Consider the following 22,590-nt stretch of genomic DNA (forward strand, 5'->3'; position numbering starts at 1 on the left):
GCTCCCCCACCTAAACAGCGCGCCCGATGGCGCGCTTTTGATTGTTAAAGATACGGGCGAATGTGAATTCCCCATAGAGATCGCGGATCAAAAAAATGAAGATTAAGAATTCGCTCAAGTCGCTCAAGGCTCGTCACCGTGACAACCGTCTGGTTCGCCGCAAGGGCCGCATGTACATCATCAACAAGCTGAACCCGCGCTTCAAGGCTCGTCAGGGCTGATTTCGCGCGTCCGGATCGCCCTGCCGCGTGCGCTTGCGCCGGCAGATATATCCGGTGGGTCGCTGCGGTGATCACGTCAAATTTGTTTGATCTTCGGCGCTGGCGGGCTAATATGTCCGCCATGCGCTTTTTTGCTTTGACATCAGCGGCGCTGCCGCTCGCCCTCATTCTCCTTACCCCCTCCTTTCCGGCCGCCGCCGCGGAAAAGTCGGCTGCCGTCGCGAAAAAGGACGTCATCGTCGAGCAGGCGGATGCCAACAATTCGCCGAAGCAGCACCTCGACCAGCTCTTCAGCCAGCTGAAGCGTGAACGCGATCCCGAAAAAGCCAGTGGCATCGCCAATGAAATCCGCATGGAATGGAACGATTCGGGCAGTGCCACCGTCAATCTGCTGATGCAGTGGGCCGACAAGGCGATCGAGGAAAAGCGCAACCCCGCCGCCCTCGATTTCCTCGACGAGGCGATCGCGCTGAAGCCCGATTATGCCGAAAGCTGGAACCGCCGCGCCACGCTGAATTTCGTCATGGGAAATTATCGCAAGTCGATGTCCGACATCGAACGTGTACTCGATCTCGAGCCGCGTCATTTCGGCGCGCTCTCCGGCATGGCGGCGATCCTCAGCAATTCCGGTAACGATCAGCTGACCTTGAAGGCGTGGGAGCGTTTTCTCGATATCTATCCCGCCGAACGCACCGCGCAAGAACAGGCCAACACACTTGCGGAAAAACTCGCCGGCAACCGCACCTGATTCCGGACGGCGGCCTTGACGTCGGATCGTGCCGCGCAATTTTAGAATAGAGCGGGAACGATGCGGTGCCCGCTCGCAGGTCATCCCGCAATTACCGCTTGTTGAGATCATGCTTGCAGAAGTTTCCGCTCTTCTCGCCCCGCTCGCCGCCGCCATCGGTTACTCCACTTATAAGGCGCGGCAATTTGAACACGCCTATCCGAATATCGGCGAACTGACCGATATCGGCGGCTACCGCATGAATGCGGTCCACGTCCCGCCGCCAGAAAATTCGGATCTGCCGGCTCTGGTCTTCATTCACGGCGCCAGCGGCAATCTGCTCGACCAGGTCGTGGCCTTCCGCGCCGCACTCGAAGGCCGGGCGGAAATGCTGTTCGTCGATCGCCCCGGTCATGGCTATTCCGAACGCGGCGGTCCTGAGAACGCCGTCCCCTCCGGCCAGGCCGATGCAATCGCCAGACTGATGGAGAAGCGCGGCATCGAAAAGGCGATCATCGTCGGCCATTCCTTCGGCGGCGCGATCACCGCCGCCTTCGGCCTGCGCCATCCTGACAAAACCGCCGGCCTGCTCTTCCTCGCGCCCGCCACTCATCCATGGCCAGGCGGCATCGACTGGTACTATCACCTGGCAACCGTGCCGATCGTCGGCTGGCTCTTCAACCACGCAATCGTCGTGCCGCTTGGGCTCAGCCGGCTGGAGCGGGGCACGCTGAATGTATTCCGCCCCAATCCGCGCCCGGCCGACTACATCGAAAAAACCGGTCCGTCGCTGGTACTGCGTCCCAGCGCGTTCCAGAACAATGCCGACGATTTCAAACGACTGCTTGCCTATGTGAAGGAGCAGTCGCTGCTCTATTCGCAGATCACCGCTCCGACCGTCATCATAACAGGCGACAGCGACGAGATCGTCTGGGAACACCTGCACTCGCGCGGCCTTGCCCGCGATATATCAGGCTCCGAACTCATCACCGTTCGCGGCGTCGGCCACAAGCCGGATTACCTCGCAACCGATGTCGCCATCGCCGCCATGGAGAAGATATCAGGCAAGCCGCGCGACCTGCAGGCGATCGCCCGCAGGGCCGAAGAGAGGCTTGCCGCGGCCTCACGCGATCGGACGGCCGCAGCCGTACCATCGTTGGGGCCGACAGGACCCCACGTCTTTTCAGAGGCGCCGAGGACGCCGTAGCACTTTGAATGCTGCATAATTTTGTCAGCATCGTCCGAAACCTGCCTCAGGCGCCGAGACTGACGCCACCATCGCAGGTGATGACATGGCCACTCATAAATCCGTTTCCGATCAGGAAGGCAATCGCCTCCGCGATATCCTCCGGCCTGCCGACACGGCCGACCGGCGTGCGGCCGGCGAAATCCGCAAAGACGCTGTCGCGCTGCTCGGGCGGCAGGAAATTCCACCACGGCGTATCGACGACCCCGGGGGAAACGCCGTTGACGCGCAGCGGCTTCAATTCGGCGGCAAGCACCGGCACCATCGCCTCGATGCCGGCATTGACGGCCGCAAGTCCAGCCGTGCCAGGCATCGCAGCTTGCGCGCTGACCGCCGAAACGAAGGTGATGCTGCCGCCCGGCTGCAGCAGCGGCAGTGCCGCCTGGGCTGCCGCGGCATGCGGGATGAGCTTGGTCTGAAACCCGGCAAGCAGATCCGCCATGTCGAGCGTCACGAAGGGTCCGGCACCGTGACCGCTGCCCATCGCCAGCACGAGATGACCGAATGCGCCGATCTGGGAAAAAGCCTCCCCGAGACCGGAGAGCTCCGCCGCATCGAGCACGAGGCTGCGCAGTTCGCCCGCGAGCGATGCCGTCGCCGCGGCAAGCTTTTCGCCGTCGCGGCCCGCAATGGTAACGGTATACCCCTGTTTCAACAGCAATTTCGCCGTGGCAAGGCCGATGCCGGAAGAACCGCCGATGACGACCACATGCTGCGAAGACATGATGCTGCTCCTTGAATTGATCGAGCCGCGGGCGTTTCAATCACCCGCGGCACCGGCATCATGCGCGGCCTGGAAACGGCAAACAGTTCCAGTTTTATCCTGGTATTGATACTGATATAATCGCTCCCATGGACCAGAGACCCGATACATTCGATGCCCGCCGCCGTGAATTCGCAGCCTTTCTGCGTTCCCGTCGCGAGCGGCTGACGCCCTCCGAAGTTGGCCTGCCGGAGGGGTTTCGCCGACGCACGCCGGGTCTCCGCCGCGAGGAGCTCGCCATGCTCGCCGGCGTCGGCACCACCTGGTACACCTGGCTGGAACAGGGCCGCGACATCCGGCCCTCCATTCAGGTGCTCAACGCCCTTGCCGATGCGCTGCGCCTCGACGAGGCCGAGCGCCGGCATCTCTTCATCCTCAACAATCGGCAAGTGCCTCAGGCAATCTCGTCCGCACCCGAATGTGTCGACGAGCCGCTGCAGCGCATGCTCGCCAACCTGACACACCAGCCGGCCTATGTGCTCGGCCGCCGGTGGGACGTGCTCGCCTGGAACCGTGCCGCCGAGGTGCTGTTCGGCGGTTACGACACGCTCGACCGCGACGAGCGCAATACCATGCATCGCCTCTTTGCCGACCCCGCGCATCGCAAGCTGCTCGTCGACTGGGAAGCAGTTGCCCGCGTCTCGCTGGCGATGTTTCGCGCCGACAGTGCGCGTTATGCCGGCGATCCGGATTTCGATCGGCTGATCACGCTGCTGAAACAGTCAAGCCCTGAATTTCGTGATTGGTGGCAGCGCCATGAGGTCGTCAGTCCGCTATCCGGCATCAAGCGCATCAACCATCCCGTCAAGGGCCGCATGTCCTTCGAACATACCGGCCTAACACTGACCAGCCGGCCGGAAATGAAACTCATCGTCTATACGCCGCTCGATGATGACGACACCAACCGGAAACTCGCCGAGCTCCTCACATAAAAGCCAACCCCTTGCATTGCCTCGGGCTGCCGCAGTCCCATATGTTTTTCCATCATTGTCCATAGGAGGGGAAATCATGGGCCGCCTGCATATCGGGACGATCTCCGTCATATCAGCTTTGTCGCTGAGCCTGACCTCGGCTTTCGCCGCCTCGCCTGCGCCCGTCGAAGCCGAGCACGGCATGGTCGTCACCGCCCAGCATCTGGCGACCGATGTCGGCGTCGACGTGCTGAAAAGCGGCGGTAACGCCGTCGATGCGGCGGTCGCCGTCGGTTATGCGCTGGCGGTGGTCTATCCCTCGGCCGGCAATCTCGGCGGTGGCGGCTTCATGACCATCCGCCTGAAGGACGGCACGAAGACCTTCCTCGATTTTCGCGAACGCGCGCCGCTTGCCGCAACGAAGACTATGTATCTCGATGCCAAGGGCGATATCGTGCCGCGCGCCAGCCTCGACGGCTATCTTGCCGTTGGCGTGCCGGGCTCCGTCATGGGCTTCGAGACCGCGCGCGAGAAATACGGCAGCAAGTCGCGCGAAGAACTGATCGCGCCGGCACTTCGCTTCGCCAAGGAAGGTTTCACGCTGGAACAGGGCGACGCCGCAAGTTTCGCCGGCAACGCCAAGCGCCTCGCCAAGGATGAGGCGGCGGCGAAGATCTTCCTGAAACCTGATGGTAAACCCTATGCATCCGGCGAAAAACTCCAGCAGCCGGACCTTGCCGCAGTCCTGGCAGGCATTTCCGAAAAAGGCCCCGACGCCTTCTACAAGGCCGCCCCCGCCGAGGCGATCGTCAAGGCGAGCCAGGCCAAGGGCGGCATCCTCGCCAAGGAGGATTTCGAGCAATATGCCGTGCGGGAATTGAAGCCGATCGAGTGCAATTACCGCGGCTACGACATCATTTCCTCGCCACCGCCGTCTTCCGGCGGCGTCATCATCTGCGAGATCCTCAACGTTCTCGAAGGTTATCCGCTCTCCTATCTCGGCTATAACTCGGCCGAAACCGTGCACATCATGGTCGAGGCCATGCGCTACGCCTATGTCGACCGCAATGCAGCGCTCGGCGATCCTGATTTCGTCGAGAACCCGGTCGAGAAACTGCTCGACAAGAAATATGCCTCGGAAATTGCCGCCAAGATCGATCCCTACAGGGCCGGCGCCTCGGCGAACCTGAAACCGCTCGGCGGCAAGGAAAGCACCGAGACGACGCATTATTCGATCGTCGACGACGAGGGCAATGCGGTCGCCGTCACCTATACGCTGAACGGCTCCTTCGGCGCCGCGGTCGTCGCGCCCGGCACGGGTGTCCTACTCAACAACGAGATGGACGATTTCACCTCCAAGCCCGGTGTGCCGAACCTCTACGGATTGGTGCAGGGCGAAGCCAATGCCATCGCCCCGAAGAAGACGCCGCTTTCCTCGATGAGCCCGACGATCGTCACCCGGGACGGCAAACCATTCATGGTGATCGGCAGCCCCGGCGGCTCGCGCATCATCACCATCACATTGGAAGCGATCCTCAATGTCGTCGATTTCGGCATGGATATCAGTCAGGCGGTCAACGCCCCGCGTGTCCACCACCAATGGCAGCCCGACAAGGTCTTTCTCGAACCCTATGCACTCTCGCCCGATACCGAAAAGACGCTTGCCGCCATGGGCTACAGCTTCGATGGCGGCAATGACGCGCCGCAATGGGGCCAGGCCGCAGGCATCCTCGTCGGCGGCAAAAGCCTTGCGGCAATCGAAAAGGGCGGCGGCGCCCGCTACAATGGCGCCATGGATAGCCGCGCAGCGGAAGGGTCGGCAAGCGGCTACTGACGCTTCGAGATCGCCTGATCAAACAGTCGGCGGAAAGCGCAACGCGGCTCAAGAAGCAGCGGTGGCACCATTCATGTCACCGTGACAAAGTCGCCGTTCACAATTGGCTTGCCGCGCCCTATGCATGGGCGAACCCGCAAGCAGAAAGATTCCCGGATGGCTAGCATTGAAATGATTGTCGCAGCTCGCGCCCGTCTGCGCGGTCATGCAAGGCGCACGCCGCTTCTCTCCTCTCCTTTTTTGAATGAGATTGCCGGCCGGCGTCTGTTCGTGAAAGCGGAATGCCTGCAGCATTCCGGCTCGTTCAAGTTTCGCGGCGGCTGGTCGGCCGTCTCCGGCCTCGATGCTGCGGTACGCTCGAAGGGCGTCATCGCCTTTTCCTCCGGCAACCACGCCCAGGGCGTTGCGCTTGCGGCCAAGCTGCACGGCGTGCCCTCCGTCATCATCATGCCGAGCGATGCGCCGAAGCTGAAGATCGCCAACACCCGCGCCTTCGGCGCTGAAGTGGTGCTCTACGACCGCGTCAACGAGGATCGCGACGAGATCGGCGCGAGACTTTCGGCCGAGCGCGGCCTGACGCTGATCAAGCCCTTCGACGAACCGCTCGTCATCGCCGGTCAGGGCACGACCGGTCTCGAAATCTCCGAGCAGGCTGGGGAGGAAGGCGTGACATCCGCCGAAGTCCTCGTTCCCTGCGGCGGCGGCGGATTGACCTCCGGCATTGCGCTGGCCCTCGAAGCCAGCTCCCCCGGCTTTCGCGTCCGTCCCTGCGAGCCCAGGGATTTCGACGACACGACCCGCTCGCTCGCCTCCGGCAAGATCGAACGCAACGCGGCGGTATCGGGCTCGATCTGCGATGCGATCGTCACGCCGCAGCCGGGCAACATCACCTTCCCGATCCTCAAGCGCCTCGCCGGCGCCGGCATCGTCGTCACCGACGAGGAGGCGCTGCGGGCCATGGCGCTTGCCTTCTCGCGATTGAAGATCGTCGTCGAGCCCGGCGGCGCCGTGGCGCTCGCCGCCGCCCTCTTCCATGGCGATGCCCTGGAAAGCGACACAGCCGTCGTGGTCACCTCCGGCGGCAATGTCGATCCCGATATCTTCGCCATGGCTCTGGAACGTTTCGGCTGAACATCGTGCAAGTGAACGCCGTCGACCATCCGCAGCAGCAGCCGCGGATGGTTTCTATCTTTTACAATTACGCGACCTTGTAGCGTTTCGCCGGCGCGGTGCGCGAGAGATTCGGCATCAATGCCTGACGCGCCTGCTCGTAGGCGGCAAGCAGGCCTGCATCCTCAAGCGAGGGGATCGTTGCAAATTCGCCCTGCTCAAGACCTGCGAGCGACGCATCGACCATATTTTCTGCCGACATTACGATCTCATTCGGCAAATGTTCAACCGGCGTGCCGGCGATGTCCCAGAATTCCGTGGCGGTGGCGCCGGGCAGCACGGCCTGCACGCGAATGTTCTTCTCCGCCAATTCGTGCTTCAGCGACTGGCTGAAGGCGAGCACGAAGGCCTTCGTACCGCCGTAAACACCGTTCAGCAGCTCCGGCGCGATCGCGACGATGGACGCAATATTGATGATCGTGCCGCCGCCGCGTGTAGCGAAACCCGGCACGGCGGCATAGGTCAGCCGCGTCAGCGCCGTGACGTTGAGCTCGATCATCTCCTGCATCTTGTCGACATCGGCGGAAAGCAGCGGCGCCGTTCCACCGACACCGGCATTGTTGACCAGCAGCGTGATGCTCCGGTCTTCCTTCAACACCCCTTCGATGCGGCCGAGATCGGCCCGGTTGCCGAGATCGGCAACGACAGTCTCGACCGTCCGGCCGGTCTCATCGGTCAGCCGGCTTGCCAGCGTCTTCAACCGTTCGCCGTTGCGGGCAACGAGAATGAGATTGTAGCCCTGCTTCGCCAGCCTGTGGGCATAGACTGCGCCGATGCCCGAGGATGCGCCTGTTACCAGTGCCGTACCCTTATGGTCCTGTGTCATGATCCGTCTCCTTGCGTGCGCGCCGGCCCAATGCCTTGCGCTTGAGGAGAGTCTTACGCGCGATTGTGCGCGTCCTGAATGCCATATATACCACCTTTCAGGACATTCCTTTTCAGGACGCGACGATCATGCAGCAAATCGGCTTTCTGCTCTATCCCGGCTTTCAGATAATGAGCCTGGCGGCCGTCTCCGCCTTCGAATTCGCCAATCTCGAACTCGAGGAAAAGGTTTACGAGATCCGCTACCTCTCCGAAAATGGCGGGCCGGTTGCCAACTCGCTTGGCATGATGATGGAGACGGAGGCCTTCGGCACCCCGGCCCTCGACACCCTGATCGTGGCGGGCGCGCCCGATATCAGGCTGCCGAATGCCGCAGAAGCCGACTTCATTCGTGCCGCCCTGCCCGCCACACGTCGCTTGGCGTCGATCTGCACCGGCGCCTTCTTTCTTGCCGAAGCCGGCATCCTCGACGGCCGCCGCGCGACGACGCACTGGTATGTCTCTCGCGAGCTGCAAAGCCGCTATCCCAAGATAAAGATGGAAGAGGACCGGATCTTCATCATCGACGGTTCCATCTGGACCTCGGCAGGCATGACGGCCGGTCTCGACCTGGCTTTGGCGATGGTCGAGAAGGATCATGGTTTCGAGGTGGCGCGCGCCGTTTCCCGCAAGCTCGTCGTCTATCATCGCCGCGCCGGCGGCCAGTCGCAATTCTCAGCCCTTCTGGAACTGGAGCCAAAATCGGACCGGATCCAAAAGGCGCTCGCCCACGCCCGCAGCAATCTGAAATCGGCGCTTTCGGTGGAGGAGTTGGCGGAAGTCGCCCATCTCAGCCCCCGTCAGTTCAGCCGCGCCTTCCGCGACGAAACCGGGCAGTCGCCGGCGAAGGCCGTCGAGAACCTGAGGCTGGAAGCGGCCCGGCTGATGATGGAGCAGGGCCGCCACCCGATCGATGTCGTTGCCCGCGAAACCGGCTTTGCCGATCGCGAGCGCATGCGCCGCGCCTTCCTTCGCGCTTTCGGTCAGCCGCCGCAGGCAATTCGGCGCGCCGCCCTGCAGGAACTGCAGATGTGATGCACCCGGCCTGCTGCATAATTCCTTAAATCGGAATCGATTTAAGGGTAAAATTATGCAGCAATTCAAAGTGCTACAGCGTCCTTTGCGCGTCTGAAAAGACGCGCAGCGCTGTAGGCGGCAGGATGCATCCTGTTCTCGTTACCGCTCCTGAAGCGCCCGGCGTATTGCCGTCTCGACCGCTGAATAGGCACCGTCCTCCCGTTCGAGCCGAATGGGTTCGGAAGGTGCAAGGCCGGGCTGCGCCATGAAACGCGGCTGCTTGCCGCGATGCATCTGCGCTGCGTGGATGAGAAACGGATGGCATAGATAGACGGTACCCGCCCGCCCTGTCGCCAAGGCCAGCGGCCGGTCTTCCCCGACGTGCTCCAACCTAAGATAGGCCATTCCCGACTCGCCCGCTGGCTCAAGAAGGCGGGCAATATCCTTGTGCGAACCGACGCGGATGCGGGTCGGCGCATCCTGTTCCCCGACATCCGAGAACAGGAAGAGCATCAGCAACGCCCGCCCGCGCGAGGTGATATTCACCCGCCAGGCGGAAAAGTCCCGCTGCTCATCCCGATTGGAATCCTCGCCGGCAAAGCTCAGATCGACATGCCAACCGGCATCGCCGGGATCATCGGGATGGGGAAAGCGGACCGGGAAACTGCCAAGCCCGCTGCGCGGCTCCCAGCGACCCTTGCCGACGAGCTGGTCGAAGGCCGAATGCAACACCGGCGTATTGACGGCTTTCTCGAATGGCCCGCCGCCATAGCCGGCAAGCCGCACGACTGGCTGCGTCCACGTCCTTGGATCATCCGCATCGAAGGGAATGTCGCGCCACATGATGGCTCGAGCTTCCTTGGCCAATGCGAGGGGAAAAGCGTCGTCGATCCTGACGAAACCGTCGTCGATGAATTGCTCGATCTGCGCAGCACTCAGTGCCGCCGGATAAACATCTGATGTCATGAAATCTCTCTCTATCGCCAATCCTGCCGGCTCTTTCCTTGGCCAGACGCAGGGTGGTTACGTTTCACGGCAACGCGCCAGCCGCAAAGGCTGGTCAGCGGCCCCATCTTCTGATGCCCGAAGGCAGAGCCTCAGCGGCTCAAGAAGAAGACCGAAGCGATATTGAGGGTGAACGTCTTCATAGCGGCCCAAAGCTACAGCCACGCGTCCGACGGGTCAATGCGGAGATGTCAGGCCACCACCCCGCGCAACGCGCCATGCACCGACTGCAGCACGAGTTCGGCAAGCCGGGCCGCAGCCGGCTGCGGTTCGGCTTCCGCCCGATGCAGGACCAGGCCGAGCTTCGGCAAATCCGGCAAGCCGATCGCCCCCGGCGCCAGCGGCCGGACCTTCGCCGGCAGGCCAACCGGCGTGCGGATGGTGAGACCGAGGCCAGCCGCCGTCGCAGCCCAAAGACCGCCGAGACTGGGACTGACGAAGGCGAGCCGCCAGGAAATGCCCGCCTCATCAAGTGCCTTGGTCGCTGCACTGCGCAGCAGGCATGGCGCCTCCAGCGAAGCGAGCGGCATCGGCTCGCCGCTTGCGGCTTGCCAGGCCGGCTGCCCCTCGGCAGGTCCGATCCAGCGCATCGGCACTTCGCCGATCCGCTCGCAATGCGCCGTCAGCGTGCCGTCGCTCCAGGCAAGCGCCAGATCGAGCTTGCCCGATGTGACGCGCTCCAGCAGTTCGGCATTGCGTACCACCCGCGCTTCGATCCGAACCTTCGGGTGGGCACGCGCAAAGCGGCCGAGCACATCAGGCAGCAGGGTTTCGCCGAAATCCTCCTGCAGGCCGAGCCGCACCCAGCCTTCCAGCTCGACGCTGTTAACGGCGGCAGCCGCCTCGTCGTTGAGCTCCAGCAGCCGCCTGGCATAACCGAGCATCGTCTCGCCGGCATCGGTCAGCGCCAGCCCGCGCCCCGCCTTGCGGAAGATCGGCGTGCCCGCCTGCTCCTCGAGCTTCTTCAGCTGCGCACTCACTGCAGAGGTCGAACGCCCGAGCCGCTCGGCCGCCTTGGCGAAATTGCCGAGTTCCATGCCGGTCGAAAAGGTTCGAAGCACTTCGAGATCGAAGATCGTCCGTCGCATTAAATAGTCCTATTTTTCAGGATCATTCATCCATAAAATTCTGATTTTCAGCATCATCGTGCCGTGCGATGGTTCTGCTGTCAAGGCCGACCGACGGCCTGAACCATGGAGATTCCGATGCCCTTCGTTCGCATTTCCCTTCGTAAAGGCAAGTCGCCGGACTACCTCATGGCACTGGCCGACAACATCCAGCACGCCCTGGTCGAGACCTTCGACGTGCCCGAAAACGACCGCTTCCAGGCCATCCACCAGCATGACGAGCGCGAGTTGATCTTCGATCGCAGCTATCTTGCCGGCCCGCGCTCGGACGACTTCGTCTACATCTCGATCACGATCGGCAGGCCTCGCACCGGCAAGATGAAGGCAGCGCTCTATCGGCGGCTCGCCGATCTCCTGGCGCAATCGCCGGGCCTCCGGCCGGAGGACGTAATGATCGTCATCAGCACCAGCACACCGGAAGACTGGTCCTTCGGCAATGGCATTGCCCAGATGACAGACCCAGACTGGCGGCTTCGTGTGGCTGGAGGCCGGCAATGATCGCTTCGAACCCGAAGACCATGACCATCAGACGCCCTGGCAGGGCGGTCCGCTCGCCGGAGGGCGTCGCAACCTCGCCTTTCTGGGTCGAGATGCTGCTCGAAGGCAGCGCCGATGGTGAGAACACCGCAATGCGCGCCACGCTCGAACCCGGCACCATCACCCGTTGGCACACCCATCCCAGAGGCCAGTTGCTCTATGTGCTTTCGGGCCATGGGTTGGCGCAGACCGAGGGCGGCCCGATCGAAGCATTGCGTCCCGGCGATGCCGTCTGGTTTGCGCTGGGCGAGCGTCACTGGCATGGCGCGGCCGATGACAGCCCCTTCAGCTATATCAGTATCCAGCCGAAGGAAAACGGCAGCGTCGTCGAATGGCTGCAACCGGTGGAGACACGGTCATGATGACCATGCAGTACAGCTTCCCCCTGCCCGCGGACTACGACATGTCGATCATCGACCGCCGCATCCGCGACAAGGGTCCGCTGCTCGACGGCTTCCCCGATCTCGGCTTCAAAGCCTATCTCAGCGCCCGCAAGGGGGAGTTCGGCAACCGCGACAATCTCTATGCGCCCTTCTATCTCTGGCAGAGGCCGGAAGGAGCAAGCGAATTCCTCTGCGGCCCAGGTTTCGAGGCTCTCACCAGCGCCTTCGGCTGGCCACAGGTGAGGACCTGGATCGTCTGGCAGGCAGAAATCTCGCCTGATATCGCCTCAGCCAAGTTCGCCACACGCGATGTCCTGCAGACAGAGCCTTATGCGCCGCTCGCCGACATCCGCCAGGCCGAAAGCGCGGAGGCTGGAGCCGACGTTGCGACGGGCAGGGCACTCGCCTCCGTCTCCGGCTTCGAACCGACGACCTGGACGCGGGTACGCTTCAGACTGTGGCGAGAAATTCCCGAGATCGGCGAGCAGACGCAGGCCTATCGCGTCGGCCATCTATCCCTGGCTCGACCCTGACCTCAAGCGGTTGCCCGGCGATAGAATGCAAGCGAGCCGGCAAGCGCCAGCAGCGCGCCACCGCAGGCCCGCTCCAGCCACATGGCGCTGGAGGTTTTGAGGAAACGCACGGCCTGCGAACCGAAGAAGGCGTAGCCGAACATGATGAGGAAATCGAGCGCGGCAAAGACCAGCGCGAGCAACGTGTATTGCGTTGCCTGCGGCAGGGTCGGGTCGATGAACTGCGGCAGAAAGGCCGAGAAGAACAGGTAGCCCTTCGGATTGGTCGCCGCGACCATGAAGCTCTTCAGCCCGATCGAGAAGGGCGAAGTCGCGCCCGCAGGCGCTCCGGACTTCAAAGCCGCATCGATCGTGCCCTTCGAACGCAGCAGCATGATGCCGAGAAAAGCGAGATAGGCGGCACCCGCCCATTTCAGCATCGAGAACCAGAATTCCGATGCAGCGAGCAGCGCACCGAGCCCGATCGCGACGGCGCCGATCAGCACGAAATCGGACAGCACCGCGCCGATCATGCCGGCAACTGCCCGGCGCAGGCCATGCCGAGAACCGTTGGTCAGCGCCAACAGCACCGTTGGCCCGGGCGTCGCGATGCCGACAAAAGAAACGGCTGCAAAAGCCAGAAGCGTGACGATATCCATGATGCTCCTCCGAACCCGGAGCATGTCCAGCTCCAGGGAGCGAAACTTGCATGCGTCGCCAAGCTTGGCAATGCCAGTCCGTCAACGAAAAAGCCCGCCGCCTCTTCGGGCAGCGGACTTTCGAAGGCATGCGATTGGATCAGACGCCGCTCTGGCCGTCGGAGCCGATATAGGCGATGCGGATCATGTTGGTGGCGCCGGGCGTGCCGAGCGGCACACCGGCCGAGATGATGATGCGATCGCCCGGCTTGCCGAAGCCTTCGTCCGCGACGATCCGGCAGGCGCGGTTGACCATATCGTCGAGATCGGTCGCGTCATGGGTGACGACGCAATGCAGGCCCCAGACAACGGCAAGACGGCGCGCCGTCTTGATGATCGGCGACAGCGCCAGGATCGGCACCTGCGGACGCTCGCGCGAGGCACGAAGGCCTGTCGTGCCCGACGAGGTGTAACAGACGATCGCCGACAGCTTCAGCGTTTCGGCGATCTGACGGGCGGCCAGCGAGATCGCATCGGCGCCGGTCGCTTCCGGCTGGGCACGCTGGGCATAGATGATGCCGGGATAATGCGGCTCGCGCTCGATGGCGGTGGCAATCGACGCCATCGTCGTCACAGCTTCGACGGGATAGTCGCCCGAGGCCGATTCGGCCGAGAGCATGACGGCATCCGCACCTTCAAAAACGGCGGTCGCGACGTCGGAAACTTCGGCGCGTGTCGGCACCGGCGCTGAAATCATCGATTCCAGCATCTGCGTGGCAACGACCACCGGCTTGCCCGAACGGCGGCAGGCACGGATCAGCTGCTTCTGGATGCCAGGAACCGATTCGAGCGGCATTTCGACGCCGAGATCACCGCGCGCGACCATCAATGCATCGGAAAGCTCGATGATTTCCTCGATGCGCTCAAGAGCTTGCGGCTTTTCGATCTTCGACATCAGGCCGACGCGGCCGCGGGCGATCTTGCGCACTTCGGCAAGGTCGTCGGGACGCTGGACGAAGGAAAGCGCCACCCAGTCGACATCGTCGGTGGCAAGCACTGCGTCGAGATCGGCGCGGTCCTTGTCCGTCAGCGCGCCGACGCCGAGCAGCGTGTCGGGAAGGCTGACGCCCTTGCGGTCGGAGATGCGCGTGCCCGAAATAACAGTCGTGACGATGCTCTTGCCGTCGCATTTTTCTGCGCGCAGGGCGAGCTTGCCGTCATCGATCAGTAGGCGGTGGCCGGGCTGTACCGACTCTAGGATCTCGGGGTGCGGCAGATAGACGCGGTTCTGGTCGCCGAGGGCTTCGTTGTTGTCGAGCGTGAAGGTCTGGCCGGGCTTCAGATCCACCTTGCCGTCGACGAACTTGCCGACACGCAGTTTCGGTCCCTGCAGGTCGGCGAGAATGCCGATCGGCCGGCCGGAGCGCGCCTCGACCGAGCGGATGCGCTGGATGAGCATACGCATCATGTCGTGGCTCGCATGGCTCATGTTGATGCGGAAGACATCGGCACCAGCCTGGTGCAGCTTCTCGATCATCGATTCCTCGGAGGAGGCTGGCCCGAGGGTGGCGAGGATTTTAACTTTGCGATTACGCTTCATCAATTCTGGCTTTCTTGCGTCCCTGGGGTGTCGGAGAGTTGAACCATCCAGCTACCCTGGCGGCCCGTATCATATTCCTTGAATCCCATCTTCTGGTAACCGCGGGCATAACAATCCTGCACACCCGAGATCTTGAATTCATTTTCCGCCACGCACATCTGCACGTCACCCGTCCATCGTCCTCCCCGGGCGGCGTCCTCTGCGTAGAGGTAATAATAACGCGACTGCAATTCTCCCTCGATCAGCGTAGCGCAGGTCGTTGCCGGCACCTGCCACCAGCCCTCCGTCACCCAGCCATCCTTGGCCCGGTATCCGATCGCGACGCCGACGAGATTTTGTGTTCCATTGCAGACGCGAAAATCGGCGCGTGCGGCATCTGCGATGAAAAACGGCATGGCGGCTGCAAGAGCGAACAGAGCGAGACGGACCAGCGGTCCGGACCGCGTGAGGAAACTTGGCGCGGCTTGGATCAACACGGCTCCCAAATAGCTCCACGGTTATTCGTATCCGTGTCTTCTTGCGCCGCCGTCAAGCGAAAGTCAACGCAATGCTAATCGATTATATTTCCTTTCATAACCACCGTCGAGGGTCCGACTCAACCTCTCCCCACCCTGCCGCGCTTGAACCTGCCGCAGGTGCATGCGATCACTGCGCCCAACGGCGCAATGACAAACGGCAATTCCCTGATGGACGACTTCCAATCCTTCGAAATCCTATCCGGCAAACATGACAAAGGCATGGTGATCCTCGCAGATCACGCGATGAACCGCCTTCCCGCGCGATATGGCCGGCTCGGACTGCCCGACGCGGCCTTCGACCGCCACATCGCCTATGACATCGGCATCGAGGGCCTGACGCGACAGCTTTCGGCGAAACTCGGCGTTCCAGCCGTGCTCGGCAGCTTTTCGCGTCTGCTGATCGATCCGAATCGCGGCGAAGACGATCCGACGCTGATCATGAAGATCTCCGACGGCGCCGTCATATCAGGCAATCATCCGATCACGCCGCAGGAATGGGACTACCGCATCGAAACCTTCCATCGCCCCTATCACGACGCTGTGGCCGCAACGATCGACAGCGTGGCGAATGCCACCGGCAGAGCGCCGCTGGTGCTGTCGCTGCATTCCTTCACGCCGGCCTGGAAAGGCATTCCCCGTCCCTGGCACGCCGCCGTGCTCTGGGACAGCGACCATCGCGCCGTCGGCCCGCTGCTCGACATGCTGCGCGCCGACCCCGATCTCGCCGTCGGCGACAACGAACCCTATGACGGCGCACTGAAGGGCGATACCATGTACCGCCATTGCATGATCACAGGCATTCCGCATGCGCTGCTCGAGGTGCGCCAAGACCTGATCGGAGACGAGACCGGCATATCAGCATGGGCCGAACGCCTGGCGCCGATCTTTGCGGCGATGAATGCCGATCCCGCCTTGCACGGATACGACGTTCATCTGTCACGCACCGGCCCCTATTGAAAGAAAGGAAGCAAGATGACCGCGCTCAGCAAGGAACAACAGACCGAATTCGAAGCTGCCGCCTTCCGCCGCCTCGTCGCACATCTTCGCGAACGCAGCGACGTTCAGAACATCGATCTGATGAATCTGGCCGGGTTCTGCCGCAACTGCCTGTCGAACTGGTATCGCGAAGCCGCAGAGGCCGAAGGTGTCCCGGTTACCAGGGACGAATCGCGCGAAATGGTCTATGGCATGTCCTATGAGGATTGGAAGAATCTTCACCAGAACGAAGCCTCGCCTGTGCAAAAGGCTGCTTTTGAACTGAACAACCCACACAAATAGCTTGGCTGGCCCCGAACAGGCTTGACCGTGACGCCGCTTCGCGGCAGTCACTGGCATCCAAAATTGATCACCAAAAAACCAGGAGAACACGATGTCTGATGCTCATGGCGTCGCCCGCGATCAGCTTCGCGCTTTCATCGAGCGCATTGAACGGCTGGAAGAAGAAAAGAAGACCATCGCCGACGACATCAAGGACGTCTATGGCGAAGCCAAGGGAATGGGCTTCGATACCAAGATCCTGAAGAAGGTCGTGGCGCTGCGCAAGAAGGACGAGCAGGAGCGCATGGAAGAGGAAGCAATCCTCGACACCTACCTGCTCGCGCTCGGCATGATCGAGTCGCCGCCGGAAGGCTGATCCTTCCGGCATTACCGATGTCGACAAGCCGCCGGCCTCCCGGCGGCTTTTCTTTTGCGGTGAAAACAACTGCCTAAACAGCCAGCTTGCCGGATCGAAATAAAAAAGAAAAACCGCCGGATCGCTCCCTCCCGCGGTTTTCGACATTTCCTCGATTGGCAGGCTCAGTTCGTGTTGAACTTGCGCACTTCCATGAAGTTCACAGCCGTGCCGCTGAAGCGGGCCGGGTCGACCGAAGCGGTTTTGACGTTGAAGCCCTCGGCATAGACGGCGGTCGGCTGGGCGCGCATCGTCTGGCTGACGAACCGCGGCGCCTTGACCAGCTTGGAGGCCATTTCGAGGCGCGCATTGGTGAGCGCCCACTGCGAGATCATCTTTTCCGTCAGCTTCGGCTCGGTGCGCACCGTCGTGCGGCTGGCATCCGCTGCCGCGGCTTCCTTATGCGTCGGGCGACCACCCTTGGCGGGAAGCCCCTGCGCCACGGCGCTTTCGACAGCCGGTTCGTCGAAGCCGTCGCCAAAGCTTGCCGATTTGGTCATCGGCGCCAATGCCGCGAGTTCGAGCGGCGGCTTTGTTGCGGCAGGCGCCTTTTGCGTCATCGCGGCGTTGATCGCCTGCTCGACCGTCTGCGGCGGAGCCTTCGACGCGATCTGGCTTTCCCCCTCGTTCCGCTGCTGGTCGAGCGCATCGGCAACGGCAGGAGACAGCGCGTCCTGATCGGCTTCGTCGGCCTCTGCTTCCGGATCGGCATCGGCCGCGGCAAGAAGGTTCTCGGCAACGGAAGGGCGTTCGATCGGCGTCGGAACCGGCAGTCCATTCGCACCCGTCAGCACGGGATCGGTCGCTGCAACCTCGGCGTCGCCAGGCGCGCGGCGCTGGCCGAGAAGCGAGGGAACCGGAATGCTGTAGGCGCTGAGATCGGCGAACTGCTGCGGCTGGGCCTGATCGGCCGGAAGGGCCGCCGCAAGAGCCTGCTGTGCGGCATTACCCGAAGGCGGCGCGACGAGTGCACTCGCCACTTCGCTGGCCGCCGGCTGGTTGCTGAATGCGGGGCGAACCTGCGGCACCGGCGCGTTCAGATCGGCGACTTCGGTCTGTTGCGGCTCGGCGGGAGCAGGCTCGGCCTTCGGCGGCGTCGCCTTGGCGACGGCAACAGGGGTGGAATCATCCGACTCGTCTTCTTGCTCGTCCGCTCCGCCGCCAAAGAGCGCGGCAAACAACGTCTTGTGCTTTGGCGCCGATTCGGAAGCGCTGGCGATCTGGATCTGCGTGCCGCTGGCGCGGCGCTTATAGTCGGCCATCGCCTGCTGGTAGCCCGGTAGCGGCTTGCCATCGGCCGGAATATGGATGGTATTACCGTTCGGGAAGAGCCGGACAAGCTCGTCGCGGCTCATGCGCGGCCAGGCGCGAACGCCACCGACATCCATATGCACGAAGGGCGAGCCCGATTTCGGATAGAAGCCGACGCCGCCGACCTGCATCTTCATGCCGATGCCGCGCAACGTCGCCAGCTTAACGTCGGGAATGAAGAAGTCCATCGCCTTGCCAAGCATATGCTGGCTCTTTTCGGCGACGCCGGAATTGCGCGAGCGGCCGCGCAGCAGCTCGTTGGTTCCTGGCGAACGGAAACCGCAGACAACGTTGATGTAGTCCCTCGAACCGCTCTGGCGATAGACTTCCCAGATCAGGTCGAACAGGCGCGGGTCCATCTTCGTCGGCTGGTTCTTGCGCCAGTCGCGCAGGAAGCGGTTCAGCTGCTCTAGACCCTTGGGGTCGAACTTGCCGTTACGCTTATAGGTGATGACGGCTTTTTCGCCGGTATGAATGAAATAGAGCTTGAGGCTGCGGGTGTCGCCCGCTGCCTGCGAAGGCGTACCAACGAATACCGGTGAGGAAACCGCGAGCGCAAGAAGGGCGGCCGCTACCGTCCTTATTGCCTTTCCGCAAATGTCGGCGCACAACAAACGCCAGCTCAAGCGCGAAGGCTTGGAATTCCCATTCAGATTCGGCAACTCGATCCCCGTCAGACAGACAATGTCCCGTACTGTCTCAGATGACTGTCAAATGCGGTCACACGATGGCAAAAATGCCACACATGATCAACCTTTTCTTTACATAGTGAACGCGCCACTAACAAGTGGTTTATGACTAGTAACAAAACGTGGTTGCCTTAATCTTAATGAAAAGCGCTTAAGCCGCATCTTTCTGGGGATTGTCAGGGTCTATGCCGTAGTCCTTGAGCTTGCGATAAAGTGTGGATCGGCCGATACCGAGCTTGCGCGCTACTTGACTCATCTGCCCGCGATAGAATTTGAGTGCGAATCGGATGAGTTCCTCCTCGACATCGGCAAGTTTGCGCACGTCTCCGGCAGGATTGACGCTGGCAATCGCGTTTTCCGAGGCCTCGGACAGGCGGTGGTGGTGTACCTCCCCCGACATCGACGCCCTGAAGTCCTCGCCATAGCCGTTGTCGGGATCGAGGCCGGTATTGTCGGCAACGAGGGCCAGGTGATCCACCACGTCATATTCCGGAAGCTGGGCGGCGATCTGCGGGAAATCAGCCTCGGTCAGCTCCGGCCCTTCGGCCAGGACGACTGCGCGGAAGATCGCGTTTTCGAGCTGGCGGATATTGCCCGGCCAGTCATAGGCGGTCAGCAAAGCCAGCGTGCCGGCATTCACCGTCATGCGGCGGCCGTTCTTCTGCTCGCTGGAGAAGCGGTCGGCAAAGACGCGCACCAGATGCGGAATATCTTCCTTGCGTTTGCGCAACGCCGGAATGGTGATCGGGAAGACGTTGAGGCGATAGTAGAGATCCTCGCGGAAATGGCCGTTCTTGACCTCCTCGATCAGATCCTTGTTGGTCGCCGAGATCAGCCGGACATTGACCTTGTGCGCGGTGCGCGCACCGACGGTCTCAATCTCGCCCTGCTGGACGGCGCGCAAGAGTTTCACCTGCACTTCGAGCGGCAGGTCGCCGATCTCGTCAAGGAAGATGGTGCCGCCGTCGGCTTCCATGAATTTGCCGATGTGGCGCTCGGTCGCGCCGGTAAACGCGCCCTTCTCGTGACCGAAGAGAATGCTCTCGACCAGATTATGCGGGATCGCCCCGCAATTGACGGTGACGAAGGGCTTGTTCGAGCGGTCGCCGCCCGATTGGATGGCGCGCGCCACCAGCTCCTTGCCGACGCCGGATTCGCCTTCGAGCACGACGGGAATGTTGGACTGAGCCGCCCGCTGGGCGAGATCGATGACGCGGAGCATCGCCGGGCTTGCCGAGACGATATCGTCGAAGCCAACCGAACCTGAGCGCGACCGGCGTCCGGCGCGCGCCTTGACTTCGCGCTGGTCGAGCTTCATCGCGTTCGAGATCGAAGTGGCGATGCGTTCGGGCGAGACCGGCTTGACGACGAAATCGAAGGCGCCGGCGCGCATGGCCTGCACCACCGTTTCGATGCCGCCCTGCCCCGTCTGCACGATGACAGGGATCTGCGTGCCGAATTCGTGAAGCGCATCGAGGAATTCGAGGCCGGTCATCTCCGGCATCATCAGGTCGAGCACGATGACGTTGAAAAGGCCGCTGTCGCGTTTGACCATTTCCAGGCCGATACGGCCATTTTCCGCCTGGTGCACGACATGGCCGTGACGCTCGATTGCGTTCTTGAGCAGGCGGCGCTGCACGGGGTCGTCCTCGACCACGAGGATTTGCCCTGCTCCCTTGAGCTCATTGTAACCGGTCATTGTCGCCTCACTTCATGCGAAACCATAAAGCGCACTCTGACAGCAAGGCTTGAACATCCAGTTTTGAGAAATAATTGCATTTTAACGATTGCAACGGGTCGATTTCGTGCCGAAGCGAGGCCTTTCATGCGCCGAAAGCCCCTTGATGCCGGGCCTTAGCGCGCTTAGACAAGCAGTCTGTTATGAATGTGGAGAGGAATGCGCCCATGAAAATCAAGCTCCCGCACGCCGGCCTTCTTCTATCGGCAGCAGCGCCAGCTGGGGCCGCCGATCCGGCGCTCGGCGTTCTGCCGGTCTGGAAGCTGCAGGATCTTTATCCCTCCGCCACCTCCACCGCCTTCGTCGCCGACATGGAAAAAGCCGGCAAGGCCGCGATCGCCTTTGAAGAAAAGTGGAAGGGCACACTCACGGAGGCGACGGCGAAGACCGGCGCCGAGGGCATCGGCGCGGCCCTGAAGGAATATGAGGCGCTGGACGACATCATCGGCCGCCTCGGCTCCTTTGCCGGCCTCACTTATTTCTCCGATACCACCAACCCGACAAACGGCAAGCTCTACGGCGACGTACAGGCCAAGATCACCGAATTTTCCGGTCATCTCCTGTTCTTCGCGCTGGAACTCAACCGCATCGACGACGCGGTGATCGACGCCTGCATGGCGAATGATCCCGCCGCCGGACATTATCGCCCTTGGCTGCTCGACCTCAGGAAGGACAAGCCCTACCAGCTCGACGATAGGCTGGAACAGCTCTTCCTTGAGAAGTCGATGACATCAGCCGCAGCCTTCAACCGCCTCTTCGACGAAACCATGGCGGAACTTCGCTACGAGATCGATGGCGAGAAAGTGCCGCTCGAAGTGGCGCTGAACAAGCTGCAGGAAAAGGATCCGGAAGTGCGCCGCAAGGCAGCCATGGCGCTCGCCGAAACCTTCAAGGCGAATATCCGCACCTTTACGCTGATCACCAACACGCTTGCCAAGGATAAGGAGATCGCCGACCGCTGGCGCGGCTTCGAGGACATCGCCGACAGCCGACACCTGGCAAACCGCGTCGAGCGCGAGGTCGTCGATGCGCTGGCCGCAGCCGTCCGCGAAGCCTATCCCCGCCTTTCGCATCGCTATTACAAGATGAAGGCGAAATGGCTTGGCATGGAGCAGATGAATTTCTGGGACCGCAACGCGCCGCTTCCGGAAACCTCCAGCGCCATCATCTCGTGGCCGGAGGCGAAGGACACCGTGCTATCGGCCTATGGCAATTTTTCCCCCGAGATGGCTGATATCGCCAGGCGGTTCTTCGACGAACAGTGGATCGATGCTCCGGTTCGTGCCGGCAAGGCGCCCGGCGCCTTCGCGCATCCGACGGTTCCCTCGGCCCATCCCTATGTGCTCGTCAATTATATGGGCAAGCCGCGCGATGTAATGACGCTTGCCCATGAACTCGGGCACGGCGTGCATCAGGTTCTCGCCGGCGCGCAGGGAGCGCTGATGTGCCAGACGCCGCTGACGCTTGCCGAAACCGCTTCCGTCTTCGGCGAGATGCTGACCTTCCGCGCGCTTCTGCAAAAGACCACCGATACGCGCGAGCGCAAGGCGATGCTCGCCCAGAAGGTCGAGGATATGATCAACACGGTCGTGCGCCAGATCGCCTTCTACGAATTCGAGCGCAAGCTCCACACCGCTCGTAAAGCTGGCGAACTCACAGCTGACGACATCGGCGAACTCTGGCTCTCCGTCCAGTCGGAAAGCCTCGGGCCGGCGATCAGCATTTCTGAAGGGTACGAGACCTATTGGGCCTATATCCCCCATTTCATCCACTCGCCCTTCTATGTCTACGCCTATGCCTTTGGCGATTGCCTGGTAAATTCGCTCTATGCCGTCTACCAGAAAGCCGAGAAGGGCTTTCAGGAGAAGTATTTCGAACTGCTGAGGGCCGGCGGCACCAAGCATCACTCGGAACTGCTGAAGCCTTTTGGCCTCGACGCCACCGATCCGTCGTTCTGGAGCCAGGGCCTGTCGATGATCGAAGGGCTGATCGATGAGTTGGAAGCGTTGGATAGGGGCTGACGCCCCGGCCAAGACTTGAAACAAGCGGGGGGCATGATCGGCATTGTAACGTTTGATCTACCAACCGCATTCTGCAACGTCCATGA

At 62.0% G+C, this 22,590-nt stretch carries 23 protein-coding genes; 14 read left to right on the forward strand and 9 right to left on the reverse strand.

All coding sequences use genetic code 11. The features are described 5' to 3' along the window. Window positions 1-95 precede the first annotated feature (95 nt). The 3 genes from ykgO to AC25BC_RS18110 all read left to right on the forward strand — a co-directional run bounded on the left by ykgO (window position 96) and on the right by AC25BC_RS18110 (window position 2,155). On the forward strand, window positions 96-221 hold the full coding sequence (gene ykgO, locus AC25BC_RS18100) for a type B 50S ribosomal protein L36 (RefSeq protein ID WP_003542835.1): 126 nt from the start codon (window positions 96-98) through the stop codon (window positions 219-221). Between the two features lie 112 nt (window positions 222-333). Next, window positions 334-969: a tetratricopeptide repeat protein gene (locus AC25BC_RS18105; protein WP_012758914.1), complete on the forward strand. Its 636-nt coding sequence runs from the start codon at window positions 334-336 to the stop codon at window positions 967-969. 109 nt (window positions 970-1,078) lie between these two features. Further along, a complete protein-coding gene (locus AC25BC_RS18110) occupies window positions 1,079-2,155 on the forward strand; it encodes an alpha/beta fold hydrolase (protein WP_012758915.1) in 1,077 nt (358 codons plus the stop codon). A 46-nt stretch (window positions 2,156-2,201) separates the two neighbouring features. Here the strand turns inward: AC25BC_RS18110 and AC25BC_RS18115 are convergent, their stop codons facing one another. Then, on the reverse strand, window positions 2,202-2,918 hold the full coding sequence (locus tag AC25BC_RS18115; protein ID WP_012758916.1) for an SDR family oxidoreductase: 717 nt from the start codon (window positions 2,916-2,918) through the stop codon (window positions 2,202-2,204). 116 nt (window positions 2,919-3,034) lie between these two features. On the opposite strand from AC25BC_RS18115, the gene AC25BC_RS18120 reads away from it, so the two are divergent. From AC25BC_RS18120 to AC25BC_RS18130, 3 genes are all read left to right on the forward strand, one after another. Then, the gene (locus AC25BC_RS18120) at window positions 3,035-3,889 is read left to right on the forward strand and encodes a helix-turn-helix transcriptional regulator (protein WP_113548009.1); all 855 of its coding nucleotides are present in this window, start codon (window positions 3,035-3,037) and stop codon (window positions 3,887-3,889) included. 76 nt (window positions 3,890-3,965) lie between these two features. Then, entirely contained in the window at window positions 3,966-5,702 is a 1,737-nt protein-coding gene (gene ggt, locus AC25BC_RS18125) for a gamma-glutamyltransferase (RefSeq protein ID WP_012758918.1), read from the forward strand. 156 nt (window positions 5,703-5,858) lie between these two features. Next, the gene (locus AC25BC_RS18130; protein ID WP_041935572.1) at window positions 5,859-6,833 is read left to right on the forward strand and encodes a threonine ammonia-lyase; all 975 of its coding nucleotides are present in this window, start codon (window positions 5,859-5,861) and stop codon (window positions 6,831-6,833) included. A 67-nt stretch (window positions 6,834-6,900) separates the two neighbouring features. Here AC25BC_RS18130 and AC25BC_RS18135 read toward each other — a convergent pair whose 3' ends face one another. Next, entirely contained in the window at window positions 6,901-7,698 is a 798-nt protein-coding gene (locus AC25BC_RS18135) for an SDR family NAD(P)-dependent oxidoreductase (RefSeq protein WP_012758920.1), read from the reverse strand. 128 nt (window positions 7,699-7,826) lie between these two features. Between AC25BC_RS18135 and AC25BC_RS18140 the strand changes: the two genes are divergently transcribed. Then, window positions 7,827-8,771 (forward strand): GlxA family transcriptional regulator, encoded by a 945-nt coding sequence (locus AC25BC_RS18140; protein WP_012758921.1) that lies wholly within the window; start codon window positions 7,827-7,829, stop codon window positions 8,769-8,771. A 141-nt stretch (window positions 8,772-8,912) separates the two neighbouring features. Here the strand turns inward: AC25BC_RS18140 and AC25BC_RS18145 are convergent, their stop codons facing one another. Both AC25BC_RS18145 and AC25BC_RS18150 read right to left on the reverse strand, forming a co-directional pair. Then, a complete protein-coding gene (locus AC25BC_RS18145) occupies window positions 8,913-9,719 on the reverse strand; it encodes a phytanoyl-CoA dioxygenase family protein (protein ID WP_012758922.1) in 807 nt (268 codons plus the stop codon). A gap of 230 nt (window positions 9,720-9,949) precedes the next feature. Then, a complete protein-coding gene (locus tag AC25BC_RS18150; RefSeq protein ID WP_012758923.1) occupies window positions 9,950-10,846 on the reverse strand; it encodes a LysR substrate-binding domain-containing protein in 897 nt (298 codons plus the stop codon). Between the two features lie 117 nt (window positions 10,847-10,963). Between AC25BC_RS18150 and AC25BC_RS18155 the strand changes: the two genes are divergently transcribed. From AC25BC_RS18155 to AC25BC_RS18165, 3 genes are read left to right on the forward strand one after another with little or no spacing between them, the layout of a single operon-like run. Continuing rightward, entirely contained in the window at window positions 10,964-11,383 is a 420-nt protein-coding gene (locus tag AC25BC_RS18155; protein ID WP_128438529.1) for a tautomerase family protein, read from the forward strand. Next, window positions 11,380-11,784: a cupin domain-containing protein gene (locus AC25BC_RS18160; RefSeq protein ID WP_012758925.1), complete on the forward strand. Its 405-nt coding sequence runs from the start codon at window positions 11,380-11,382 to the stop codon at window positions 11,782-11,784. The genes AC25BC_RS18155 and AC25BC_RS18160 overlap by 4 nt, the downstream gene beginning before the upstream one ends. Beyond that, complete coding sequence (locus tag AC25BC_RS18165; RefSeq protein WP_012758926.1) at window positions 11,781-12,338, forward strand: DUF4865 family protein; 558 nt, start codon at window positions 11,781-11,783, stop codon at window positions 12,336-12,338. The genes AC25BC_RS18160 and AC25BC_RS18165 overlap by 4 nt, the downstream gene beginning before the upstream one ends. Window positions 12,339-12,340: 2 nt before the next feature. Here AC25BC_RS18165 and AC25BC_RS18170 read toward each other — a convergent pair whose 3' ends face one another. From AC25BC_RS18170 to AC25BC_RS18180, 3 genes are all read right to left on the reverse strand, one after another. Continuing rightward, window positions 12,341-12,976: a LysE family translocator gene (locus AC25BC_RS18170; protein ID WP_012758927.1), complete on the reverse strand. Its 636-nt coding sequence runs from the start codon at window positions 12,974-12,976 to the stop codon at window positions 12,341-12,343. Window positions 12,977-13,115: 139 nt separating this feature from the next. Next, a complete protein-coding gene (gene pyk, locus AC25BC_RS18175; protein ID WP_003542849.1) occupies window positions 13,116-14,555 on the reverse strand; it encodes a pyruvate kinase in 1,440 nt (479 codons plus the stop codon). Next, a complete protein-coding gene (locus tag AC25BC_RS18180; protein ID WP_011653476.1) occupies window positions 14,555-15,040 on the reverse strand; it encodes a DUF1036 domain-containing protein in 486 nt (161 codons plus the stop codon). The genes pyk and AC25BC_RS18180 overlap by 1 nt, the downstream gene beginning before the upstream one ends. 201 nt (window positions 15,041-15,241) lie before the next feature. Between AC25BC_RS18180 and AC25BC_RS18185 the strand changes: the two genes are divergently transcribed. From AC25BC_RS18185 to AC25BC_RS18195, 3 genes are all read left to right on the forward strand, one after another. After that, complete coding sequence (locus tag AC25BC_RS18185) at window positions 15,242-16,030, forward strand: N-formylglutamate amidohydrolase (protein ID WP_041935694.1); 789 nt, start codon at window positions 15,242-15,244, stop codon at window positions 16,028-16,030. Window positions 16,031-16,045: 15 nt separating this feature from the next. After that, window positions 16,046-16,351: a DUF1244 domain-containing protein gene (locus tag AC25BC_RS18190; RefSeq protein WP_003542852.1), complete on the forward strand. Its 306-nt coding sequence runs from the start codon at window positions 16,046-16,048 to the stop codon at window positions 16,349-16,351. 91 nt (window positions 16,352-16,442) lie between these two features. After that, window positions 16,443-16,706: a DUF2312 domain-containing protein gene (locus tag AC25BC_RS18195; RefSeq protein WP_003542853.1), complete on the forward strand. Its 264-nt coding sequence runs from the start codon at window positions 16,443-16,445 to the stop codon at window positions 16,704-16,706. Between the two features lie 164 nt (window positions 16,707-16,870). Here the strand turns inward: AC25BC_RS18195 and AC25BC_RS18200 are convergent, their stop codons facing one another. After that, window positions 16,871-18,718, reverse strand: coding sequence for a peptidoglycan L,D-endopeptidase MepK (locus tag AC25BC_RS18200; protein ID WP_041935573.1), 1,848 nt, complete (start codon window positions 18,716-18,718; stop codon window positions 16,871-16,873). Window positions 18,719-18,896: 178 nt separating this feature from the next. Beyond that, on the reverse strand, window positions 18,897-20,444 hold the full coding sequence (locus tag AC25BC_RS18205; protein WP_012758931.1) for a sigma-54-dependent transcriptional regulator: 1,548 nt from the start codon (window positions 20,442-20,444) through the stop codon (window positions 18,897-18,899). A 206-nt stretch (window positions 20,445-20,650) separates the two neighbouring features. On the opposite strand from AC25BC_RS18205, the gene AC25BC_RS18210 reads away from it, so the two are divergent. Then, window positions 20,651-22,504, forward strand: a complete 1,854-nt coding sequence (locus AC25BC_RS18210) for a M3 family oligoendopeptidase (protein WP_012758932.1) — start codon at window positions 20,651-20,653, stop codon at window positions 22,502-22,504. Window positions 22,505-22,590 lie beyond the last annotated feature (86 nt).

This window comes from Rhizobium sp. WSM409, assembly GCF_057653825.1.

What these genes read in the sequence shown, in the direction of transcription:
- AC25BC_RS18130 (WP_041935572.1), top strand. Translation starts at nt 5,859, where the DNA reads ATGGCTAGCATTGAAATGATTGTCGCAGCTCGCGCCCGTCTGCGCGGT.
- AC25BC_RS18110 (WP_012758915.1), top strand. Translation starts at nt 1,079, where the DNA reads ATGCTTGCAGAAGTTTCCGCTCTTCTCGCCCCGCTCGCCGCCGCCATC.
- AC25BC_RS18185 (WP_041935694.1), top strand. Translation starts at nt 15,242, where the DNA reads ATGGACGACTTCCAATCCTTCGAAATCCTATCCGGCAAACATGACAAA.
- AC25BC_RS18145 (WP_012758922.1), bottom strand. Translation starts at nt 9,719, where the DNA reads ATGACATCAGATGTTTATCCGGCGGCACTGAGTGCTGCGCAGATCGAG.
- AC25BC_RS18140 (WP_012758921.1), top strand. Translation starts at nt 7,827, where the DNA reads ATGCAGCAAATCGGCTTTCTGCTCTATCCCGGCTTTCAGATAATGAGC.
- AC25BC_RS18170 (WP_012758927.1), bottom strand. Translation starts at nt 12,976, where the DNA reads ATGGATATCGTCACGCTTCTGGCTTTTGCAGCCGTTTCTTTTGTCGGC.
- ykgO (WP_003542835.1), top strand. Translation starts at nt 96, where the DNA reads ATGAAGATTAAGAATTCGCTCAAGTCGCTCAAGGCTCGTCACCGTGAC.
- AC25BC_RS18160 (WP_012758925.1), top strand. Translation starts at nt 11,380, where the DNA reads ATGATCGCTTCGAACCCGAAGACCATGACCATCAGACGCCCTGGCAGG.
- AC25BC_RS18205 (WP_012758931.1), bottom strand. Translation starts at nt 20,444, where the DNA reads ATGACCGGTTACAATGAGCTCAAGGGAGCAGGGCAAATCCTCGTGGTC.
- AC25BC_RS18210 (WP_012758932.1), top strand. Translation starts at nt 20,651, where the DNA reads ATGAAAATCAAGCTCCCGCACGCCGGCCTTCTTCTATCGGCAGCAGCG.
- AC25BC_RS18190 (WP_003542852.1), top strand. Translation starts at nt 16,046, where the DNA reads ATGACCGCGCTCAGCAAGGAACAACAGACCGAATTCGAAGCTGCCGCC.
- AC25BC_RS18150 (WP_012758923.1), bottom strand. Translation starts at nt 10,846, where the DNA reads ATGCGACGGACGATCTTCGATCTCGAAGTGCTTCGAACCTTTTCGACC.
- AC25BC_RS18155 (WP_128438529.1), top strand. Translation starts at nt 10,964, where the DNA reads ATGCCCTTCGTTCGCATTTCCCTTCGTAAAGGCAAGTCGCCGGACTAC.
- AC25BC_RS18105 (WP_012758914.1), top strand. Translation starts at nt 334, where the DNA reads ATGTCCGCCATGCGCTTTTTTGCTTTGACATCAGCGGCGCTGCCGCTC.
- AC25BC_RS18195 (WP_003542853.1), top strand. Translation starts at nt 16,443, where the DNA reads ATGTCTGATGCTCATGGCGTCGCCCGCGATCAGCTTCGCGCTTTCATC.
- AC25BC_RS18135 (WP_012758920.1), bottom strand. Translation starts at nt 7,698, where the DNA reads ATGACACAGGACCATAAGGGTACGGCACTGGTAACAGGCGCATCCTCG.
- pyk (WP_003542849.1), bottom strand. Translation starts at nt 14,555, where the DNA reads ATGAAGCGTAATCGCAAAGTTAAAATCCTCGCCACCCTCGGGCCAGCC.
- AC25BC_RS18165 (WP_012758926.1), top strand. Translation starts at nt 11,781, where the DNA reads ATGATGACCATGCAGTACAGCTTCCCCCTGCCCGCGGACTACGACATG.
- AC25BC_RS18115 (WP_012758916.1), bottom strand. Translation starts at nt 2,918, where the DNA reads ATGTCTTCGCAGCATGTGGTCGTCATCGGCGGTTCTTCCGGCATCGGC.
- ggt (WP_012758918.1), top strand. Translation starts at nt 3,966, where the DNA reads ATGGGCCGCCTGCATATCGGGACGATCTCCGTCATATCAGCTTTGTCG.